Here is a 20,525-nt window from a genome sequence, read left to right on the forward strand (position 1 = left end):
CCGGCAAGATCGCCCGCGGAAGGAGAATTGTGCGGAATCATGTCGATCACTTCTCGGCTGCCGCGCGTGACGGTGTTCGGCGGTGTTCGACGCCGGATCCACGACGGCCCCGCCCCCGCCGGCCGGGCCGTCACCGCACCCGTGCTCCCCTCAGTAGGCCCACGCCTGATAGCCGTTGACGAAGGACTGGTCGCTGCAGGGATGCAGACGCAGACCGTTGTTGGCGCTGTAGTCGATGCACTCCCGAGTGGCCATGTTCTTCCAGCTCACCCAACCGTTGCCCACGTTGTGGACCGCCCACTTCTGGTAGCCGTTGTCGAAACTGGCGTCGCTGCACGCGTGGGTGCGCACGCCGTGGTTGGCGCTGCCGTCCAGACACTCCTTCGTGTACACGTTCCGGAAGCGGTAGTAGCCGTCCGAGACGGTGATCGAGAACCTCTGGTAGCCGGTGTCCATGCTCACGACGCTGCACTCGTGCATCCGGAGTCCGTGCGCGGGGCTGTCGTCCATACAGGTTCGGGACGCGCCGTTGGCGAAGACCATGTAGCTGGCGCTCGCGCCCGTGGCACCGGCACCGACCGCGTCCGACAGGGCGTTCCGGGATGCTTCGAGACGGGGCGCGAGGTCGGCCGTCGCGACGGGCGCGGGGGCGGCCGGGCCCCCTTCCGCGGCCGCGGCGCCGGGTGCGGTGGCGAGCGTGCCGATCATTCCGATGGTGGCGGCGGTCAGCGCCAAGGTCGTCCTCATGGGCAAGGTCTCCTGATTCGTGATGCGGTGGCTCGGCGAGAACGCTTCGCGCCCCCCCGGGAACGCTGACGACACTAGGAGTTCCGGCAGCGGGTCACCGAGGGCCGCGGACGCCACCACGAGGGCCCACCGTGCCAACCCGACTCCCGGGCCTCGGCGCCCTCCGGAAAGGGATCGGAAACGGATCGGAAAGCGATCAGAACAGGGTCTCTCCCGCGGGGTAGCCGTAGCCGCTCTTCATCCTGTCGGCGAACAGGACGGTGCCGTTCAGGGACCCCAGGCCCCCGTAGAACCACATGTCGCCGTTGGTGTGGCGGGCCAGCACGTCGGTCTTGCCGTCGCCGTCCACGTCGCCGGGGGCGATGAAGTCGTCGTACTGGTTCCAGCTCCAGCCGATCCGGACGCGCGGGGTGAAGGTGTCGCCGGGGGCGGTCTCGTACAGGTAGAGCTCGCCGGCGGGCGTGCGGGCCAGGAAGTCGGGCGTGCCGTTCCCGGTGAGGTCACCGGCGGCCACGATCTTGTTGTAGTCCGACCAGGCCCCGCCGCCGGCGGGGGCGGGCAGGGGGACACCCGGACCGATGTCCCCGTCGGCCAGGACGGGGAGCCGCGTCAGCAGCCCGTTCGAGGTTCGGACCACCAGGTCGCGGCGCCCGTCGCCGTTCATGTCGGGGCTCACCGTCATCATGTTCACGGTGCCGGTCCAGGCTCCGGCCGCCGTGAGGGTGCGCGGCCAACGGAAGAACGTCTCGCTCCCGTAGTGGCCCGGGTGGAGGCGGAGGCTTCCCGTGGTGTCGATCGTGTAGAGGTCGTCGGAGCCGTCACCGTCGACGTCGCCCGCACGCGCGATCCGGCGCATCGCGTTCCAGTCGGCGTTCCAAGCGGCCCCGACCTTGCAGGAGAGGGCGTGGAGCTTCATGATCGAGTGGCCGCCGAAGTGCCGGTAGAGGCTGCCGTCCGCGCTGCGGCGCAGCAGGTCGGCCTTGCCGTCGGGCTCGTTCTGGCAGTACGACCACGTCGCGGCGGCGCGGTAGGGATAGTGGTCCGACATGGCCTTGCGGGGCAGCGCGTCGCCGACGACGTTCTTGAAGTGCTTCTCGCTGAGGAAGACGCTGTCGTACTTGGACTCGACGGGCACCTTCGGCTTGAGGACCGTGTACTCCCCCGAGCGGCAGCGGAGCGGGGCGGGGGTCTGAGCGCGGCACTCGGGGCTGAAGTGGGCCGCGTCGGTCTCGTCCGCCTCGATGAACCGGCCCGAGCCTCCGGAATGGCCGTAGAAGGCGTCGAGCGATGCCGCCTGAGGGGTGCGGCTGTGGTCGACCACTCCGTTGACCTTGTGCTGCGCGTTGAAGTCGCCACCGAGGACGACGGGTACGTCAGCGTCGATCCACGGCCCGACAGCTCCGGCCAACTTGGTGGCCTGCGCCGTCTGGATGGCGATCGAGAACGAGTTCAGGTGCACGGAGCACGCGCGGGTCCTGCGGCCCTGGAGCGGCGCCTCGAGACATGCCGACCGCCAGGTCTGGTTCGGACTCTCCCCGCCCACGTTCAGTTCGATGGCGGGCAACTCGGTCACGGGCCCCTTGGCGATCACGGCGTTGCCGAACACGCCTTCCACGTCATACGGCCGCTCGCCCTGCGCCTTGCACAGATCGGCGGAGGGGTCCGGGTCCTGCTGAGGAGTGATCATGACGGCGAAACTGCCGCCGTACCCCTGGGGTCCGAGCACCTTCATCAGCTCGTCGTACTGGGACCGGCAGACCTCCTGGAGGAACACCATGTCCGCGTCCCAGTCCGCCACCAGCCCCTTGAGGACGTCGACCCGGGACTTCACGCCGTCCCTGTCGGGGCCGCAGGGCGTGTCGGCTTCCGGCTCGTCGTTGCTGCCGCAGATGTTGTAGTCGAGGAAGCGGAGGACGGGTGCCGACTTCGGCGACGGCTCGTCCGCCGAGGCCGGCGCGACGAGGGCACCGCCCAGCAGCAGCGTCGCGAACAGCGCGACGGAGAACGCACGTAGGCGCATTTCTGAAGATCCTTCTTCGTGTTCCGGGCCGGTGGGGCCCCCGAGGCCGTTCCCACCGGCGGGTCCCCGGCGGCGACCACCACTCTGGACGCGACCACCGAAGCGATCAAGACGGATCTCCCTCGGCTCCGTTAACCACGGGGTTACCGTCGCGGAACGGCTACCGCCGACGGAGACCCGAGGTCCCGGGAATCGCACGTATGATCACATCGGACTTCCATGCGGTTCGTCGACCGCTGGGTTTTCGACCGAGGGCCGGGGCCTGTGGAACTGCGTGACATCGAGATCTTCCTGGTGCTGGCCGAGGAACTGCACTTCGGCCGGACCGCGGAGCGGCTGCACGTCTCACGGCCCCGGGTCAGTCAGGCCATCAAGCAGCAGGAACGGCGCATCGGCGCCGAACTGTTCACCCGCACCAGCCGGACCGTGCAACTGACCGACGTCGGCCGGCAGCTCCGCGAGGACCTCCGACCCGTCTACGCGGGCCTGCAGGCCTCCATGGAACGGGCCCGGCTCGCGGCGCGCGGGATCAGCGCGAAGCTGCGGATCAACATGATGCCGTTCAACGTGGGTGACCTGCACCCCTACTGGAAGGCGTTCCGGGCCCGCCATCCGCAGTGGGGACTCCAGGTCCGTCAGGCGCCCCTCACCGACGTGTTCGGCCCGCTCCGTTCCGGTACCGCGGACGTGCTGGTGGTCTGGCTGCCGGTCAACGAGCCCGACTTCACCGTCGGGCCCACCTTGTGCGTCGATTCCCGGGTCCTGGCGGTGGCCGGCGACCACCCGCTGGCGGGCCGGGACTCCGTCCCGGTGGAGCTGTTCGCGGACTTCCCGCACGCCACGGCCCCCGACCTGCCGGACTACTGGGAGGACAGCTACCTGCCCTTCCACACCCCGAAGGGCCGCACCATCGAGCGCGTCTCCGTCGCGACCACCGCCGACGACCTGATCGGCATGGTCGGCATGGGCGAGATCATCCAGAGCTTCCCCGGTCACGTCACCCGCTACTGGAACATGCCCCACCTCCACTGGCTCCCCGTCCCCGACCTCCCGCCCATGGCCTTCGCCCTGGTCTGGCGCACCGAAGCCGAGAACGACCTCGTCCGCGCCCTGGCCGCCACCGTCGACGACCTCGGCCCCCACCACTTCTGAGCCCCCACCCGGACACCCCGCCCGCGGCGCTCCCCAGGCGCTACGGGTCGAGGCGGCCGACCGCCACATTCTCGCGCGGCTCCTGATCGGGGATCCGGGCCGCCGGCCCGTCGCCGTGCCGGAGGGGCGGGCCCGGAGCGGACGCCCGCTTCGTGACGTGTGGGGATTCTCGACCTCGCGGCCGCTCCGGGGGCAGCTGCGCGGGCAGCCCCTGGGCGGTCGAGTTCGGGATGTGAACCGGTCACCTTCGGGCGGACGCGGGCTGACGCGAAAGCCGCGGTTCATCCTGTGCGAGATGCGCTCGGCATAGCCGTCGGCGCATCGCCCAGCCGACGACGTGTCATTCCAAGCCCCAGCGTAAGGATGGCCATGAACCGAAGAGGAACCCGTTCCGCCCTGGTCGCACTCGTGCTGGCCACGGCCGTGTCCGTGTCGTTCACCGCCGCGGCCGAGCCCCGACCCGCCGACACGGCGCCGAAGGCCCAGGTCCGTGCGGCCGGCCCCGACGCAGCCGTACTCAAGCGCCAGCACGTTCTGGACGAGCTGGCGAACCGCATCACCCTGAACAAGGCCGAGGACCGCCGGCACGAGCTCCCCGGCTTCGCCGGGCTCGTCGTGGATCCGGACGACGGAGTGCTCAGGCTCTACTGGAAGGGCGTCGTACCGCGGAAGGTGCGCTCCGTCGCCGCGAGCGCCCCCGCGGGGACGAGGGTCGAGTTCCTCCCGGCTCGTCACTCGGCCGCCGAGGTCGTCGCGGGGCGCGAGAAGATCGTCACGGCGACCAAAGCGGGACGGCGCGTGCTCGCCGGTGACGCGGACTGGCACACGCTGACCGTCGCGCCCGACGGCTCCGGGCTCCCCCTCGCCTACGAACCCGAACAGGGCCTCTCGACACAGCGGACCCGGGCCACCTCGGCAGCCCTCGAGACCTCCGCCGAGCAGGTGACCGGGGTGTCCGTGTCCGTGAGCACGGAGCCCCGCCCTCAGGCGACCGGCCGCCAGAACGACACCTCGCCCTGGTGGGGCGGCGCCGCCATCATCTCGTCGGTCAAGCCCATGGGGTGCAGCACCGCCTTCGCCGTCCGTCTGAAGACGGGCCGCCCGGGCCTCCTGACCGCGGCGCACTGTGGCGACTGGGGCGGATTCACCGACCCCACGGGGGAGATCGTCGGGGGAGTGGGGGCCGCGAAACTCGACCGGGACACCACCGTCATCGACGTCGGCACCACCAGCGGTACCGTCGCCGGTCGCTACTACGACGGTCCGTGGACGACGAGCGACTCCAAGTCGATCGTCCGCGCCGACTACAACAACAACGGCGACTACGTCTGCACCTCGGGCGCCATGTCCGGCGTCCACTGCAACCTCAGGATCTACGCCGACAACTCCTACGTACACCTCGACAACGGCCAGTTCGTCAGCCCCGTCATCAAGGCCGCGCGCACGGACATGTCGAACGTCAGCCACGCCTTGGGCGACAGCGGCGGACCCGTGGTCACCACCGCCGACGGCACGTACGGCCCCAGGATGGCGGCCCGCGGCATCATCAGCGCCGGCATCGGAGGACCCGTGGTCTGCGTCCCCGGCGAAACGCGGAACCCGAGCACGCGGTGCTTCGGCGAGGTCGGCTACGTCGCGATCCGACGCGTGCTCGCCGACTTCGAACTGACCTTGGTCACCGACTGACACCCACGCGTCCGCGGGGGCGAAGACGGCACCGACCGCGCCGAACCCGCGTGCGGCCCCACGTGGGCGGCCCTCCCCGGGTCGCCCACACGGGCCCGCGTGCCCGCGTTCCCACCACCACGGAGGTGGCCGCGGGTGGGTCCGGACAGGCGGATACGGGGCGTGGCGGACGCGCCGGGGGAGAAGGGGAGTGAATGATGAACATTGCCTCGGCAGGTCATGCGGGGACCTGGACGGCGTACCCGGTCCTGGCCCGGCGACCGGCCTCCGGTACACGCACGCGACGGCCCGGACGAACGTGAAGTCCCGCCAGGTGTCAACGTCACCGCCACCGCCACGGAGAGGACGAAGCTGACCGCCATGATGAAGGCGCGCACCTCATGAGTGCCCCGAACCCCGACGCCGAAGCCCTCACCACCGACCTCCAGGCGGGCCCGGGCGGCGTGATGACCGAAGAGGAAGGCGTCATCACCGGCGATGTGACCGTCCGCACCGAAGCCACCGACGACGGCCACGCCCGGGTGCGGGTGCAGTACACCGGCGCGGAGGAGTGGTACACCCTCACCGGCAGCCCCACCCCCTTCCCCGCCACGGGCCTGGCCGACCTCCACGCCCGCGTCCTGGCCGCGGTCGCCGTGGGCGGAGCCGCCGAGGTCCCTCAGACCTGACCTGACCGACGGGCCCGGCCCGGCCCACTTCCGCCCACCCCATGCCGAACGGGCCGACGGGAACACACCTCGCTCCCGTCGGACTGCGGCAACCACGCTCCATGGCCGTGGCCGGGCCGAGGGTTCGCGCAGGGCCCACGGACCTGGGGCCCAGGGGCCCGGGGAATCCGGCGCCGCTTCGGCCTGCTGACCCGCGGCCGACTCTCTGAAGCGCCCACGCTCCACAAGCTCGGAAAATCCCCGGAGCCCTCGCATAAGGATGACGTAAAGTCCCCGAGGGCCTGCGGTGACCTGCGGGCCTTTCTCACTGTGATGTTCTGGGGGTATCTCGTCATGTTTCTGAAGCCCGCCGACGTCGGCCTGCCGGTCAAGCCGGCGCCGCCGCGCCCCGAGCTGCGCTCGCCCAACACCCTCTCGTACGTCGCGACCGCGTTCCTCGGAGTCGTCGTCCTGGCAGACGTGGCTTCCCTCGGTTCCACCCTCGCCGTATACCAGCTGACCGCACCGGACCGGGAGTGGGATCCCGACGCCGAGCAGCGGCTCGAGACGGTCGATCACCTCCAGACCGTCTCCTTCAACTTCTACGCGCTGGTGTTCTTCTGCTCCGTTGTGGCCTTCCTCCTGTGGTTCCGACGGGTACGCCTGAACGCCGAGTGCTTCGGCCAGGAGGGTCTGGAGAGGAGCCGAGGGTGGGCACTCGGAGTGTGGTTCGTCCCGATCGCCAACCTGTGGATGCCGTACGGGGTCGCCACGGACATCTGGCGGGCCAGCACCCTCCGGCCGAGGAACGGGACGGAATCCCCGGCAGGCCCGGCATACCCGTACCTGGGCATCGGCGTCTGGTGGGTCTTGTGGGTGGGAACGTGCCTGATGGGTCGCTTCGTGGGCCAGATGGCTTGGGACACGGACGACCTGGACACCTACCGCACCATTCTCCTCACGTCCGCCGGCTCCGATCTGCTCGACATCGCCGCGGCCGTCGCCGCTGCCGTGTTCGTCCGCCGGCTCACCGCGCTCCAGCGCCGCGCAGCCGCCGCCCTGGAGAACACAACGACGCAACCGGCAAGTGCCTGACTCCGCAAGAGAATCAGAGCGGCGCCAACGGTGCTGTGCTCACCCTGTGGACCTGTGACTACTCGTACGGGTCTCCTCAGGACCACCATCATTCCGCCGAAGCGCTCCCGGGACTGGCGCAGGAGTTCGTAGGTAAGGTTCGGTGGAGACGGCCTCGGTGGCGGCGATGCACCGGGAGGGGCCGATCTGAAGGGGGCGGATAGATGAGGCGGGTATCAGCCTCGGTATGTCTGTGACGAGGAGCGAAGAACGTGAGCCGCAGCGCAGATCGGGAAGAGTGCGGGGGCGATCCGAGTACGTGGACACTCGGCAGGTTGCAGACGTTCATCCGGAATGCCCATGGTCGGGAGCTTGAGATCGCACGCGTCGTGGCGCAGGGCCATGCCTATGACTCAGCTGACCCACAAGAAGTCCGACGCCAGTGGGCGAAGCTGTCGTTGCTCGCGAATCGGCTCATGCACACCGACGACGATGGACACCTGGAGCGGGTGGCCCAGCAGGACTTCATGTTCCGGATGTGGGTGATCGACCGGCTGGGCCCGGACGACACGAACCCCGACTGGAGCCTCGACGCGCTGGCGGCCGACACGCTTGGCGCACTGACGATCACGCCCGCCCAGGCTGCCTCTCTCGCCGGCAGATGGCGCGACCTGGCCATCGAGCAGATCCGCCTGCTTCGCCGGCACAAGAACCTGACGGCCCATCTGGAGACCCTGCTCGGCCACCTGACGCCTGGACGCAACCGCGATCAGCTCTCGGCCTGGACCTCTGCCCGCCGAATGCTGCCCTGACCTGCGTCGACCTCTGCGGGTTCCTCGGCACCGACCCGGCCGTCCGCCCCTGCCTCCGGAAGAGCCGTGTCCATCTGCAGGTCGATGCCCCCGGCCCCACGCAGGGGCAGCTCGAAGAAGTCGTCTTGTCTCTCTTGTCGAAGCGCGTTCCCCGATTCGCGACACCCTCGCCCCCCCCCAGCGAGCGTGCCGTGGCTTCAGTGCTTCGGGCCGTCCGGGGAGGCATCGGTGGTCGCCTCCTGCCGGCCGGCGGGGTCGGCCGCGGTGGACGCGACCCCGCCGGTGGGCGGTCCGCTGCGGTAGAGGATCACGGTGATCAGCAGGCCGGCGGCGAAGAACGCGACCGACCACCAGTAGGCGGTGTCGTATCCGTGCAGCTGGGCCTGGGCCACGGTGGACTCGTTCGGCTGTTTCCCGTGGAGGTAGGTGGTGGTGGCGCTGGTGGCCAGGGTGTTGAGGACGGAGGTGCCGATCGAGCCGCCGATCTGCTGGCTGGTGTTCACCATCGCTGAGGCCACGCCCGCCTCCGTGCTGCGCACTCCCGCGGTGGCGACGGCGATCGCGGGGGCCATGACCAGTCCGAGGCCGACGCCGCTGACCAGGAGCGGCGGCAGGACGTGCGCGGCGTAGGTGCTGGTCAGGTCGAGGGCGGTCAGCCAGGCCATCGCGGCCGCCGCGAGCCCCATGCCGAGCGGCACGATCGGGCGGGGTCCGAAGCGCGGGACGAGGATGTTCTGGGCGGTCATCGAGGTGGCCACCATCATCGCGACCATCGGCAGGAACGCCAGGCCCGTCTTCACCGGGGAGTAGCCCAGGGACTGCTGCAGGTAGTAGGTGAGGAACAGGAACACGCCGAACATGCCGGCGCCGGCGATCAGCACCGCCAGGTAGGAGGCTCCGCGGTTGCGGTCCCTGACCACGCGCGGCGGCAGCAGCGGGTGCGGCGTGCGGGTCTGCCACCAGGCGAAGACGGCCAGGAGGACGACGCCGCCCAGAAGACATCCCCACGTCGCCGGCGCGGCCCAGCCGTGCTGTTCGGCGTTGGAGAAGCCGTAGACGATTCCGAACAGGCCGGCGCACACCAGCAACGTCCCGGGCACGTCCAGCTTGGGCCGCTGCGCCGGGGCGCCCGCGTCGAGGACCCGGCTTCCCGCGGTGAAGGCGATCGCGGCGAAGAACAGGTTGACGTACAGGCACCAGCGCCAGTCGAGGTACTCGGTGAGGAGGCCGCCGAGGAGGAGGCCGACCGCGCCGCCCGCGCCGGCCACCGCGCCGTAGATCCCGAACGCTTTCGCCCGCTCGGCCGGCCGGGTGAACGTCGTGGTGAGCAGGGACAGGGCGGAGGGCGCGAGGAGCGCCCCGCACGCGCCTTGGAGGGCGCGGGCGCCGACCAGCATGGGGAAGCCGACGGAAGCGCCGCCGAGAGCCGAGGCGGCGGCGAAGCCGACGAGGCCGATGAGGAAGGTGCGCTTGCGGCCGACCAGGTCCGAGATGCGGCCGCCGAGCAGCAGCAGCGAGCCGAAGGCCAGGGAGTAGGCGGTGACGACCCACTGGCGGTTGCCGTCGGTGAAACCGAGGTCCTCCTGGGCGGAGGGCAGGGCGATGTTCACGATCGTCGCGTCCAGGACGACCATCAGCTGGGCGAGCGCGACGATACCGAGTACCGCCCACCGCCGACGTTCCGCGTCGTGTCCGGCCGGGCTCTCCTCGGCCGAGGTCCGCGCACCGGGCATCGTGTCACCTGCCTTCCTCGAATCCGCCCCACGGGTCGGGGACGGCGCGGGGCCGGTCTGCCGCCCGCTGCTGTCGATCACAAACCCCCCGGGCGTGATGCGCCACCGCACCCGCGCACCGAGGGGGAGCGTGAGGCCGGGAGGCCGGGAGGCCGGGAGGTCACCGCCTTCCGCCCCCCGGCGGGTCGAGGGTCGGCCACTGGCGGCAGGCCCTGGCCACCGCGACCCACGCCCTGAACCTCGACTACCGCCCCGACACCACCGACATCCCGCACGGCCTGCTGCTCATCTTCAAGGGCGAGGCGCTGCTCGGGCTCGGGAGCACGGCCGAAGGCATCGCCCCACTCGACTCCGCGGCACGCGAAGCGGAGTCCGCCGGCTACCACGACGGCGCGATACGGGCGCTCACCGCGCTGCTGGGTTCATCGCCGGACCCGCACCAGCGGGCTCGGTACGACACCGCGCTCACACGGCTCACCACATGCGCCTGAACCACGACCCCGGGGGTGTCGACGAAGCCCTTGACCCGAGATCCGCCCGTCGCGTCGGGGGCATCGAGCACCCCGATCCCGCCCGTGGGAAAGCCCTCGTCGCTCGCCCGGAACACGAGCTTCGTCCGGGCATTCCTGCCGGTCGGGCGGGCCGCCGCGGTGGCACCTGCAGCCCTGTCTGTGGCGCGCCCGGCCTTTGGGGTGTCGTCGCCGGCGGGCCAGGATGAGCATCGCCATTTCACCGGGGTGGCGTCGGGGACTGCCCGGGGCCACCGGCCGTCGCGATCCGGTGGCCTGGTCCCGGAGGGGTGAACGGTCCGGGTGGGGGGTAGCGGGCATGGCCCTGCTCCCGCTCGCCGGCGCCGGGGGGCCGGGCAGGGTTCGAACGAACCCCACCACAGTGCATCAATCCAGGCTCGACGCGATCTTGCGCTGATCGTGTGGGCGATCTTCATCGAGGGGGAGTAGTTCAAGGCATGTCCGAACACATATCGCCGAGAACATCGGCAGGACGTGGCTGGTTGACCGGCCGTTGTACGAAGACGGCTGCTCTCGCAACGGCTGCGCTGCTGACCGTCGAGGCCGCGGTCCTGCTCGGAGTGGTGGACCAGGCCGTCGCTCTGCCGTCGCAGCCCGCTCTGGTCAACGACCGGCCGGCTCGGTCCGAGGCCGCCGACGTGCGTGCGGCGACGCTGGCCGCCCGTCTGTCGGGTAGGCGTGTGGAGGCGCTGTCGGAGCGGACGGAGTCCACGACGACCTGGGCGAATCCGGACGGCACGCTCACGACGGACTCCGCGTCGGGGCCACTGCGTTTCCGCGACAAGGCCTCGGGCGCCTGGCGGGACATCGACATCACCCTGGTCAAGGGACGCGACGGGTCCGTCGCCGCGAAGAGCCATCCCCTCGGGCTCAAACTCGGTGGTGCCACTCCACCCGAGCTCGCGGCCCGCGTGATGGCCTCGGGAGAGGCCGGAGAGGCCAGGACCGCGCCCGTTCCACTGGTGGCGCTGGACGCCGGGGCGGGCCGCTCGCTGGGCCTTTCGTGGCGTGGTGTCCTGCCGAAGCCGGCGATTTCGGGGACGATCGCCCGGTACACGAACGTGCTCACCGCAACCGACCTCCTCATCGAGACGACACGGACCGGCTTCGAGCAGTTCCTGGAGCTCAAGGACCGCAGTGCGGTGGACGCGAACGGTTCCGTCACGCTGACTCTCGACGCCAAGGGCGTCAAGGCCAGGCACAACGCGGACCGATCGGTGACCTTCCTGGACACCAAGTCGGGCAAGCAGGTCGGCGTGTTGCCGGCGCCGGTGATGTGGGACGCGACCTTCGACAAGAAGTCCGGGGTTCACACCCGACGCGCGAACGTCGGTATCAAGGTGACGCAGATCGGCGACGCGATCGACCTGACGCTCACTCCGGACGCGGCGTTCCTGGCCGATCCGAAGACGAAGTTCCCGGTGACGGTCGACCCGTCGGTGAACATCGGGGCAAGCTTCGACACGTTCGTCCAGCAGGGCTACACGACGGACCAGTCCTCTTCGACCGAACTCCGGCTCGGCCATGACGGAGGCAGCCAGCTCGCCCGGTCGTTCCTGCACTTCCCCATGGGCTCGATCAGTGGCAAGACGATCCTCAGCGCGAACCTGAAGCTTTGGAACTACCACGGGCTGTCCTGCACGCCCAGCGGCTGGGAGGTCTGGGACACCCCGCACGCCTCGACGGCCACCCGTTGGACCAACCAGCCCGGATTCACCGACAAGTGGGCGTCCACCACCGCGACGAAGGGCTATTCGTCCGCGTGCGCGGACGGCTGGGTCTCCCAGGACATCAAGAACCTCGCCGTCGCATGGGCCGCCAACGGCAACGCGGTGAACGCCATGGGCATCAGGGCCACCAACGAGTCCGACCCGAACTCGTGGAAGAAGTTCAACTCCGGCAACGCGGCAACCAACACGCCCTACGTTTCCGTGACGTACAACACGAAGCCCGGCGTTGCCACGGCGGTGGCACCGGCGAACGGGTCGGCGACCGCGGACACCACCCTCACCCTGCAGGGCAAGGCGTCGGACGCCGACGGGAACACCGTCAGGCTGCGCTTCGAGGTCTGGAACCAGGCGGGTACCACCAAGGTGGCAGGCGGTGACTCGTCCTTCATCGGCCCCGGCGCCACCGGCTCCTGGACCTCCACCGCCCTCGCCCCCGGCACGTACAAGTGGCGGATGTCCGCCTACGACGGGACCGACTGGACCGGCATCTGGAGTGCGTGGAGCACGCTGACCGTCGACACCTCGACGCCTGCCGCGCCGTCCGTGTCCTCCACCGTGTTCCCCGCCGACGGGCTGTGGCACGGAGGCCCCGGCCAGGCAGGGACATTCGCCGTGGTCGACAGCTCGGGCAAGGCCGTGGCCGCCGAGTACTCCCTGGACGGCGGCGCGCAGGAGTCCGTCGCGCTCGCGGCCGGCAAGGGAACGGTCACGCTCACGCCGTCCACGCGGGGTGTCCACGTTCTCTCCGTACGTGTCAGGAACGCGGCCGGAACATGGTCGGAATCTGCGGATCACACCTTCTACGTGGGTTCCCTCACCGGGAACCTCGACACCTCCTTCATCGCCGAGCTGGCCGAGACGCACTTCTCTCGGATCCTGCACCCTGAGGAGGATCCCGAATACGTGGAACCCCCGGCTGGCGAGGAATATCCCGAAGTCGACGACGCTCCGGCAGGTTACGTGGAGGAAGTCGACCCTGAGGTCGTGGAGACGGAGGAGTCCGCCCTCAATACTCCCGTGGTGGAGCTTCCCGGAAATGCCGACGCGACGATCGTCGGAACCGGTATCAACGGTGATTCCCAGACCGTGATCGACATGCCGGCGGGGAATCCGGCTCCGGCACAGCTGAGCGACGCGGGCCTCGTGGTCTACCCCAACACTCAGACCGACGCGGACACGCTCGCGATCCGCACCTCGGTGAGCTCCGTCGAGACGTTCCACCTTCTGCGCAGTGCCAACGCTCCGACCAGCTACTCCTACAAGCTGCAGCTCGGCTCGGGGCAGAGCGCCGTCGAAACGGGAGACAACGGCGTCCTCGTGATCGGCACCGCGGGTGACGTCACGTCCATCACCGCACCTGTCGCGCGGGATGCGAAGGGCCAGGCCGTTCCGGTCACTCTCCGCCTGGTCGGCGACGAGGTCACGGTGGCGCTGAACCCCGCTCCCGGACAGGTGCTCTCGTACCCGGTCCTCCTGGACCCCCACTACACCTCCGTGTTCATGACCCCTGCGGAGCTTCGCTTCTGCCTGTGGAACCCCATCGACTGCACCTGGGTGAAGAGTTCCGCCACTGTCGCCCGCGACCAGGCCATTTCCTGGTATCCGGACCGCAGCCTGTTCCAGGGAACCGGAGACGCCTTCCGCCACTGCTACTGGAACGCCCGCATGGAGCTGCGCCTGAGCACCGACGACACGTATGAGTTCGCTACGCGCCATGAGTCGGATTCGTCCGGCAAGGACAAGGACATGGACATGCGAAACAATTCGATCGGTCGCGGCATCGGCAGGAGCAAGACGAACCAGGCCAATGCCAACACGAAGGTTCGAGACGCTTGCCGGGCGGCCCAGAGGAACGGCGGGCTGTGGATCATCAAGTCCGGAAAACTCGTCAAGAGCAACCTCTAGGCCGTAGGCCGTCGCCACCCGTTTCCTAGGGTGGAGATCCTCTTTCGGTCGAGCAGAGAACCATCATTCGTCGAAGCGAACGATTTCGCCCCGGGCCGTGATCCTCACGACCCGGGGCGAGGTCAGTGGACGAGGCCCACGGCAGCCGTCCGAAGCGCCGGGAGCCCCTACCGGCGGCGAAGCGACCTGAGCGGACGGGCCTTCCGCGGGCCGACCGTCAGAGGCCGCTGGAGGGGGTGGGTGACGGCAGGCGCCTGCGGAGGGCGCCCTCGAAGTCTTCGGCACGCGCGAGCTGGACGCGGAGCTTGTCGACCTGTTCGGCGGCGGCCTGCTGGTAGGTGCGGACCCGGTCCAGCAGTGCCTCACGCTCGTCGGTGGGAAGCGCTTCGTCGGTGTCGAGCCGGTCGGTGGCTTCCAGCAGGTCGCGCATCTGGTCCAGGGTGAAGCCGAGGGGCTTCATGCGGCGGATCACCATGAGCCGGGCGACGTCGTTCTCGGTGTAGAGGCGGAAGCCGCCCTGGGAGCGGGCGGACGGAATGACGAGGCCGGTCTCCTCGTAGTGCCGGATGGTGCGCAGGGACAGTTCCGTGCGCGCGGCGACCTCGCCGATCTGCATGTGCTTGGCGTCCACGCCCGTGATCCTCCGTCCCCGCTGCTCGTCGGCGTCACGGCCCGGCTGGGCGCCGCCGATCTCTACTCTAACGTTAGGGTAGGGTCGATGCGGTGAGGGTGGCGTGCCGCTGCCCCGCTGTTCCCGTGTCGGGGCCGATGGTGCCCCCGGCGGAGATCCGATTCTTGCAGGAGTAACGCGTGCGCGAGCCCATGACGCCAGGCGCCGCCGCCTGCCCGCCGTGAGGCTTCGCCCCGGACGTGAGGTGGGACCGCGCCCTCGCGCAGGTGAGACCCGTCCGTCCTCGACTTCCGGCTCCGACTTCCACGGGGCCGCCCGCGGGGTGCCGGCCCGGCCCCTCCGCGTCCTCCCGCACGCCTCAGCCTGCCGAGGGGTGTGCCCGAGCACGACAGGTTCCGTCTCCTTTGTCTTCCGCTGCCCCTGCTGTGTCCCCGGCCGCGCGCCTGCGCGGACCGAAGCCCGACTGGCTCTCCGACCCGAAGGTCTGGCGCACCGAAGTCCTCGCGGGACTGGTCGTCGCGCTCGCGCTGATCCCGGAGGCGATCTCCTTCTCGATCATCGCGGGCGTCGAACCGGCGATCGGCCTGTTCGCCTCGTTCACGATGGCCGTGGTCATCTCGGTCGTCGGCGGTCGCCGGGCGATGATCTCCGCAGCCACCGGCGCCGTCGCCCTGGTCATCGCCCCGCTCAACCGGGAGCACGGCTTCGACCATCTGGTCGCCGCGGTCATCCTCGCCGGCGTCTTCCAGGTGGTCCTGGGCGCGGTCGGGGTCGCGAAGCTGATGCGGTTCATCCCCCGCTCGGTCATGGTCGGCTTCGTCAACTCCCTCGCCATCCTGATCTTCATGACGCAGGTCCCGGAGATGACCGACGTGCCGTGGCCGGTGTACCCGTTGATCGCTCTCGGCCTGCTGCTGATGGTCTTCTTCCCGAAGGTCACCACGGTGATCCCGGCGCCGCTCGTCTCGATCGTCATCCTCACGGTCGTCACCATCGGCGCGGCCGTCTCCGTGCCGACCGTGGGCGACAAGGGCGCCCTGCCCTCGTCCCTTCCCGCTCCGGGCCTGCCCGACGTGCCGTTCACCCTCGACACCCTGACCACGATCGCCCCGTACGCCTTCGCCATGGCGCTCGTCGGCCTGATGGAATCGCTGATGACCGCCAAGCTCGTCGACGACATCACCGACACCCACTCCGACAAGACCCGCGAGTCGTTCGGCCAGGGCATCGCGAACATCGTCACCGGCTTCTTCGGCGGCATGGGCGGCTGCGCGATGATCGGCCAGACGATGATCAACGTGAAGGTGTCCGGCGCCCGGACCCGACTCTCGACCTTCCTGGCGGGGGCGTTCCTGATGGTCCTCTGCATCGTCTTCGGCCCCGTCGTCTCCGACATCCCCATGGCCGCACTCGTCGCGGTCATGATCATGGTTTCCTTCGCGACCTTCGACTGGCACTCCATCGCACCGAAGACGTTGAAGCGGATGCCCGCCGGGGAGATCGGCGTCATGTCGATCACCGTCGCCTGTGTGATCGCCACCCACAACCTCGCCATCGGCGTGGTGGCGGGCTCCGTCACCGCCATGGTCATCTTCGCCAAGCGCGTCGCCCACCTCGCCGAAGTCACCGCCGTCCTCGATCCCGATGGCACCACCGTCGTGTACCGGGTCACCGGAGAGCTGTTCTTCGCCTCCTCCAACGACCTCGTCGGCCGGTTCCGCTACGGCACCGACCCGGACAAGGTGATCATCGACCTCAGCGGGGCCCACATCTGGGACGCCTCCTCCGTAGCCGCCCTGGATGCCGTCGAGACCAAGTACGCCCAGCGCGGCAAGACCGTCGAGATCACCGGCCTGAACACCCCCAGCGCCCACCTGCACGACAAGCTCAGCGGCGAACTCACCGCCGACCACTGACCCCCACCACACGCACCGGCTTCTCCTCGGCGCAGACGGCCCACCGGCCCCGCGGGGTCCGCGAGGTGACGTCCTCGGCCGTGACTCCGGCGGCGGACGGGACGACTGTGGCGGCGTCCCGTCCCGGTCGGCGACCTCCGATGTCGTCGCCCTGTCCCCGGAGTTGCGGACCGACCAGGTCAGAATGGCACGACACCCAACACCCGCCCACGCCGGTTCAGAGGAAACCTTGAAGATCCGCCACGGGGGCGGTGGCCCGACACCGGGGCCGGGTGCTGTCACACGAGTGGCTGGTCCGATGCGGTGAGGCAGGCGCGCAGGGTCCGGGGGGTCAGACCGTAGCGGCGCTTGAAGACGGGGTTGCGGCGCCCGAGTTCGACCCACTGTCGTCCGGAGGCGAACGCCCCCCGCATGAAGTGGTGGAAGGCGACGTAGAAGCCGCTGAAGTCCGGGCGGTCGGCGTACCCGCACGCCCAGTAGTGGTAGCGGGTGTCGTCGGTGAGGACGAGTGAGGCGGCGACGAGCCGGTCACCGATGCGCAGTTCGATGGTGTGGGCGGTGTCGCCGAGGGCGAGGACGAAGTCCTGGAAGAGGCCCGGGCGGTAGTAGTCGGAGTTGCCGTACTTGGCGGCGGTGGCGCGGGCCAGCGCGACGAACCCGTCCAGGTCGGCGTTCTGGATGCGTCGGGTGGTGGCGGTGACCCCGGCCCGTTCGGCGGCGCGCAGTTCGCGGTGCAGGTTCTGGCGGGCCTTTGCCGGCAGGGCGGCCAGGTACGCCTCGTAGTCGGTGTGGGAGGTCAGGTCCAGGCCCCATCCGGTGTCGATGTCCGTGCCGCGCAGGCCGTGGGCTTCCAGCACTGCGGCCTGGCCGGTGGCGGCGTCGATGTTGGCCAGGCCGTGGAGCCCGGCTCCCCAGTCGCGGGCGGTGCGGTGCAGGGCGGTGAGGAGCTCGTGGGCGGCGGGGGTGTTGCCGGGGCGCACGGGCAGGACGGAGTCGTAGCAGTGCCAGACGTGGCTCAGGAGCACCGGCCGGTCCGCCGCGTGCGGGAAGTGGTCGGCGAGGACGCGCATCGGGTCGACGTGCTGCTGGAGGTGGGCGGGCAGGGCCGCCTGGAGGGTGCCTTCTGCGTCGCGGAGCAGGATGTAGGCGGTGCGGAGCACCGGATGCAGGGGGTGCTGTTCGAAGGCGCGCAGGAAGGGGCGTCGGTAGAAGACGGGTGCTCGGGCTGCCGTCATCAGCTCGTCCCATTCGGGACCGACGTCATCGATGCCGGAGTACACCCGGACGTGGAACCCGCGGGCGGGCCGTGCGGGGGGCGCGGGGCTCGGGGCCGTCATTCCGGTTCCCCCCAGTGGACGACGACCTTGCCCGCGGTGCCGTCGGCCGCCCTGGCGAAGGCCTTCTCCCATTCGTCGGCCGGGTAGCGGTGGGTGACGGTGAAGGAGGGGTCGAAGCCCTCCTCCAGCAGACGGGCCATGCTGTGCCAGGTGTCGAAGACGCGGCGGCCGCTGATGCCCTGGACGGTCAGCATGCGCAGGGCGATGGCCGCCCAGTCGGTGGGGACGGTGTCCTCGGGGAGGCCGAGCACGGCGAGGCGCCCGCCGTGGGTGAGGGTGGTGAGCTGGTCGGCCAGAGCATGGCGGCTGCCGGACATCTCGAAGCCGATGTCGAACCCGTCCGCGAGGCCCAGGCGGGCAGCGGCCTCCGGCACGGCGCCGGGCCGGGCCTCGACCGTGTGGACGCCCGAGGCGCGGATCAGGTCCAAGCGGGCCGGACTGGTGTCGGTGACGGCGACGAGCCGGGCTCCTCGGTGGACGGCGACCGCCGCCGCCATGGCCCCGATCGGACCCGCCCCGGTGACCAGGACCGTACGGTCGCGCAGGTCGAAGGTGTCGGCGACGTGCACGGCGTTGCCGAAGGGGTCGAAGACGGCCGCCACGTCGAGGGGGACGCCCGGACCGTGAACCCACACGTTGGCGGCGGGCAGGACCAGTTGGTCCGCGAACACCCCGTCCCGGTGGACGCCCAACCCCTGGGCGTCCCGGCACAGGTGCCGCTCGTCGGCCCGGCAACGCGCGCAGCGGCCGCAGGTGAGGTGGCCTTCGCCGCCGACGAGCATCCCGGCCCGCAGGGTTCCCACTCCGGCGCCGACCGCCGTGATCTGCCCGACGAACTCGTGGCCGATGATCCGTGGCGGGACGAGGGTGCGCCGCGCCCAACGGTCCCACCGCATCAGGTGGAGGTCGGTGCCGCAGATACCGGTGCGCAGCACCCGGATCAGGACCTCGTGCCGTCCCGGTCGCGGCGGCGGCACGTCGACGAGTTCCAGTCCGGGCGCGGCCGATGTCTTGGCGAGGGCTCTCATGCGGGCCGTCCTTCGGGGCCGCTCCGGGCGGCGGGGCGGTGGGCCAGGGCGGGCAGGGGGACGCCGATGCGCCGGTCGTTCATGTCCCTCAGCCAGCCGTCGGTGTCCAGCAGCCACCACTCACGGACGGTGAGCAGGTAGAAGCGGCGCGGCCCGTCCCCGCGGAACTCCTCCAGGGGAAGCCGCCACCGGGCCCGTACCGCTTCGTCGGGAAAGTTCCGCTCGTAGTACCACCGGCTCAGCTCCTCCAGCTCGCCGGGACCGACCGCCTGCGCGGTGGCCGTGAACTGGGCACCGTCCAGGGTCAGCGGGCTGTCGAGGCCGGTCAGGAAGAGCGAGCCGCTGACGGCGGCGCGGGCTTCGATGTTGCGGGAGTGACGCGCTTGCCGCAGGGAGTACCAGAGCAGCCGGAGCGGGTCGCGCAGGGGGACGTAGTTCACGGTCGACGCCCAGGGGCCGTCGGCTCCCTCGGTGGCCAAGGTCACGAACCGGGCGTTCTCGACGAGGAACTCGCTCCGCTCGACCAGGCGGGTCACGGGGGGCGTGGGCGTCACCGGGACACCTCCTTGACGGTGTCGATGATCGCGGCGTGCGGGACGTCGAGGTACGGGCGGAAGAAGGGGCGGTGCGCGGCCGCCCGCTCCGAGAGCCGGTGTGCGCGCCACCGGGTGCCGGCGAACCCGGCCTCGGCCAAAGCCCCCTCCAGGGTGACTGCGGTCCAGAAGCGGGCGGTGACCCGGGCTTCGTGGGTGCCGAAACGGAGGTCGAGGCCGACGGGGGAGGCGTCCCGGCGGGGTTCCTCCTCGTGGAGCCGGAAACCGTACGGGGCGTAGTAGTCGGCGTCCGGGTGGAAGGAGGGGTGGATCGGTAGGGTCAGGAACCGCCCGCCGGGCCGGAGCGCGGTCGCCGCCCGGCGGCACAGGCGGACGAGTTCGTCGAAGTCGGTGGCGTACGGCAGCACGTACACCGCCAGGACCAGGTCGAAGGTGCCCGCCAGGTCGTCGGGCAGAGCGCCGGAGTGGTAGGTGATGCCGAGCCGTTCCCTCTCCTCGCGCTCGACCGCGTGGGCGATCATCCCCGCCGACTCGTCGATCCCGGTGACCCGGGCCCCGCGTTCGGCGAGCCGTCTGCTGTAGACGCCGCTGCCGCACCCGAGGTCCAGGACGCGAAGGCCCGGGGCCGGTTCTGCCAGGGCGAGGACGCTCGGGAACTCCAGGTGTTCTCGGAACGGTAGCTCGGAGAACTCCTCGTACATCGCCGCCAAGGCGTCGAACTGGCTGCGCACCATGGCACCTCCTCCTGTGGGAACGGTCCGCCCGGCCCTGCGGACGGCCGGGCCCGGTCCTGCCCCCTGGGGTCCGGCGGGCAGGAGGGGACGCCGTCCGTCGCACCGGCGGGGCGGCCGTGCTCGTCCCACCAAGCTCGCAGTGTCCGGAAGCGACCCGCCAGAGCCGCCTCCCTCGCGCACGAGGCGATCACCCGCGAAGAGGTTGCGCCGCTTCTCCGACCTGCGCCGATGAAGCGAAACGTGCGCCGCCCCCACGCGTCGCGCGCGACGACTGACACGACGACCCCGA

The 20,525-nt window shown here is 70.3% G+C and carries 15 protein-coding genes; 7 read left to right on the plus strand and 8 right to left on the minus strand.

Features of this window, described 5'->3' with window-relative positions; genetic code table 11:
- Nucleotides 1-150: 150 nt before the first annotated feature.
- Nucleotides 151-747: an RICIN domain-containing protein gene (locus tag ABTZ17_RS08055; protein ID WP_352194681.1), complete on the minus strand. Its 597-nt coding sequence runs from the start codon at nt 745-747 to the stop codon at nt 151-153.
- Between the two features lie 196 nt (nt 748-943).
- The gene (locus tag ABTZ17_RS08060) at nt 944-2,767 is read right to left on the minus strand and encodes an FG-GAP-like repeat-containing protein (protein WP_352194682.1); all 1,824 of its coding nucleotides are present in this window, start codon (nt 2,765-2,767) and stop codon (nt 944-946) included.
- Between the two features lie 264 nt (nt 2,768-3,031).
- On the opposite strand from ABTZ17_RS08060, the gene ABTZ17_RS08065 reads away from it, so the two are divergent.
- From ABTZ17_RS08065 to ABTZ17_RS08085, 5 genes are all read left to right on the plus strand, one after another.
- Nucleotides 3,032-3,919: a LysR family transcriptional regulator gene (locus tag ABTZ17_RS08065; protein ID WP_352194683.1), complete on the plus strand. Its 888-nt coding sequence runs from the start codon at nt 3,032-3,034 to the stop codon at nt 3,917-3,919.
- Nucleotides 3,920-4,288: 369 nt separating this feature from the next.
- Complete coding sequence (locus ABTZ17_RS08070) at nt 4,289-5,605, plus strand: chymotrypsin family serine protease (RefSeq protein WP_352194684.1); 1,317 nt, start codon at nt 4,289-4,291, stop codon at nt 5,603-5,605.
- Nucleotides 5,606-5,985: 380 nt separating this feature from the next.
- Nucleotides 5,986-6,273, plus strand: coding sequence for a hypothetical protein (locus ABTZ17_RS08075; protein ID WP_352194685.1), 288 nt, complete (start codon nt 5,986-5,988; stop codon nt 6,271-6,273).
- Between the two features lie 333 nt (nt 6,274-6,606).
- A complete protein-coding gene (locus ABTZ17_RS08080) occupies nt 6,607-7,347 on the plus strand; it encodes a DUF4328 domain-containing protein (RefSeq protein ID WP_352194686.1) in 741 nt (246 codons plus the stop codon).
- Nucleotides 7,348-7,661: 314 nt separating this feature from the next.
- A complete protein-coding gene (locus ABTZ17_RS08085; RefSeq protein ID WP_352194687.1) occupies nt 7,662-8,138 on the plus strand; it encodes a hypothetical protein in 477 nt (158 codons plus the stop codon).
- Nucleotides 8,139-8,335: 197 nt separating this feature from the next.
- Here the strand turns inward: ABTZ17_RS08085 and ABTZ17_RS08090 are convergent, their stop codons facing one another.
- Complete coding sequence (locus ABTZ17_RS08090) at nt 8,336-9,871, minus strand: MFS transporter (protein WP_352194688.1); 1,536 nt, start codon at nt 9,869-9,871, stop codon at nt 8,336-8,338.
- 967 nt (nt 9,872-10,838) lie between these two features.
- Between ABTZ17_RS08090 and ABTZ17_RS08095 the strand changes: the two genes are divergently transcribed.
- A complete protein-coding gene (locus tag ABTZ17_RS08095; RefSeq protein WP_352194689.1) occupies nt 10,839-14,036 on the plus strand; it encodes a DNRLRE domain-containing protein in 3,198 nt (1,065 codons plus the stop codon).
- A 217-nt stretch (nt 14,037-14,253) separates the two neighbouring features.
- Here ABTZ17_RS08095 and ABTZ17_RS08100 read toward each other — a convergent pair whose 3' ends face one another.
- The gene (locus tag ABTZ17_RS08100) at nt 14,254-14,667 is read right to left on the minus strand and encodes a MerR family transcriptional regulator (RefSeq protein WP_352194690.1); all 414 of its coding nucleotides are present in this window, start codon (nt 14,665-14,667) and stop codon (nt 14,254-14,256) included.
- A 425-nt stretch (nt 14,668-15,092) separates the two neighbouring features.
- On the opposite strand from ABTZ17_RS08100, the gene ABTZ17_RS08105 reads away from it, so the two are divergent.
- On the plus strand, nt 15,093-16,583 hold the full coding sequence (locus ABTZ17_RS08105) for a SulP family inorganic anion transporter (RefSeq protein ID WP_352194691.1): 1,491 nt from the start codon (nt 15,093-15,095) through the stop codon (nt 16,581-16,583).
- Nucleotides 16,584-16,861: 278 nt separating this feature from the next.
- Here the strand turns inward: ABTZ17_RS08105 and ABTZ17_RS08110 are convergent, their stop codons facing one another.
- The 4 genes from ABTZ17_RS08110 to ABTZ17_RS08125 are packed head-to-tail and all read right to left on the minus strand — an operon-like array spanning nt 16,862 to nt 20,236.
- A complete protein-coding gene (locus ABTZ17_RS08110) occupies nt 16,862-17,920 on the minus strand; it encodes a GNAT family N-acetyltransferase (RefSeq protein WP_352194692.1) in 1,059 nt (352 codons plus the stop codon).
- The gene (tdh, locus tag ABTZ17_RS08115) at nt 17,917-18,948 is read right to left on the minus strand and encodes an L-threonine 3-dehydrogenase (protein ID WP_352194693.1); all 1,032 of its coding nucleotides are present in this window, start codon (nt 18,946-18,948) and stop codon (nt 17,917-17,919) included. Before tdh ends, ABTZ17_RS08110 begins: the two co-directional genes overlap by 4 nt.
- Nucleotides 18,945-19,502, minus strand: coding sequence for a pyridoxamine 5'-phosphate oxidase family protein (locus ABTZ17_RS08120; RefSeq protein ID WP_352194694.1), 558 nt, complete (start codon nt 19,500-19,502; stop codon nt 18,945-18,947). The genes tdh and ABTZ17_RS08120 overlap by 4 nt, the downstream gene beginning before the upstream one ends.
- The gene (locus tag ABTZ17_RS08125) at nt 19,499-20,236 is read right to left on the minus strand and encodes a class I SAM-dependent methyltransferase (protein WP_352194695.1); all 738 of its coding nucleotides are present in this window, start codon (nt 20,234-20,236) and stop codon (nt 19,499-19,501) included. Before ABTZ17_RS08125 ends, ABTZ17_RS08120 begins: the two co-directional genes overlap by 4 nt.
- Nucleotides 20,237-20,525 lie beyond the last annotated feature (289 nt).

The organism is Streptomyces sp. NPDC097619 (assembly GCF_040302735.1).
GTDB lineage: Bacteria > Actinomycetota > Actinomycetes > Streptomycetales > Streptomycetaceae > Streptomyces.

Bases quoted from the DNA above. Each gene is read 5' to 3' on its own strand.
- ABTZ17_RS08055 (WP_352194681.1), bottom strand. From the start codon at position 747: ATGAGGACGACCTTGGCGCTGACCGCCGCCACCATCGGAATGATCGGC.
- ABTZ17_RS08125 (WP_352194695.1), bottom strand. From the start codon at position 20,236: ATGGTGCGCAGCCAGTTCGACGCCTTGGCGGCGATGTACGAGGAGTTC.
- ABTZ17_RS08075 (WP_352194685.1), top strand. From the start codon at position 5,986: ATGAGTGCCCCGAACCCCGACGCCGAAGCCCTCACCACCGACCTCCAG.
- ABTZ17_RS08090 (WP_352194688.1), bottom strand. From the start codon at position 9,871: ATGCCCGGTGCGCGGACCTCGGCCGAGGAGAGCCCGGCCGGACACGAC.
- ABTZ17_RS08095 (WP_352194689.1), top strand. From the start codon at position 10,839: ATGTCCGAACACATATCGCCGAGAACATCGGCAGGACGTGGCTGGTTG.
- ABTZ17_RS08060 (WP_352194682.1), bottom strand. From the start codon at position 2,767: ATGCGCCTACGTGCGTTCTCCGTCGCGCTGTTCGCGACGCTGCTGCTG.
- ABTZ17_RS08110 (WP_352194692.1), bottom strand. From the start codon at position 17,920: ATGACGGCCCCGAGCCCCGCGCCCCCCGCACGGCCCGCCCGCGGGTTC.
- ABTZ17_RS08070 (WP_352194684.1), top strand. From the start codon at position 4,289: ATGAACCGAAGAGGAACCCGTTCCGCCCTGGTCGCACTCGTGCTGGCC.
- tdh (WP_352194693.1), bottom strand. From the start codon at position 18,948: ATGAGAGCCCTCGCCAAGACATCGGCCGCGCCCGGACTGGAACTCGTC.
- ABTZ17_RS08080 (WP_352194686.1), top strand. From the start codon at position 6,607: ATGTTTCTGAAGCCCGCCGACGTCGGCCTGCCGGTCAAGCCGGCGCCG.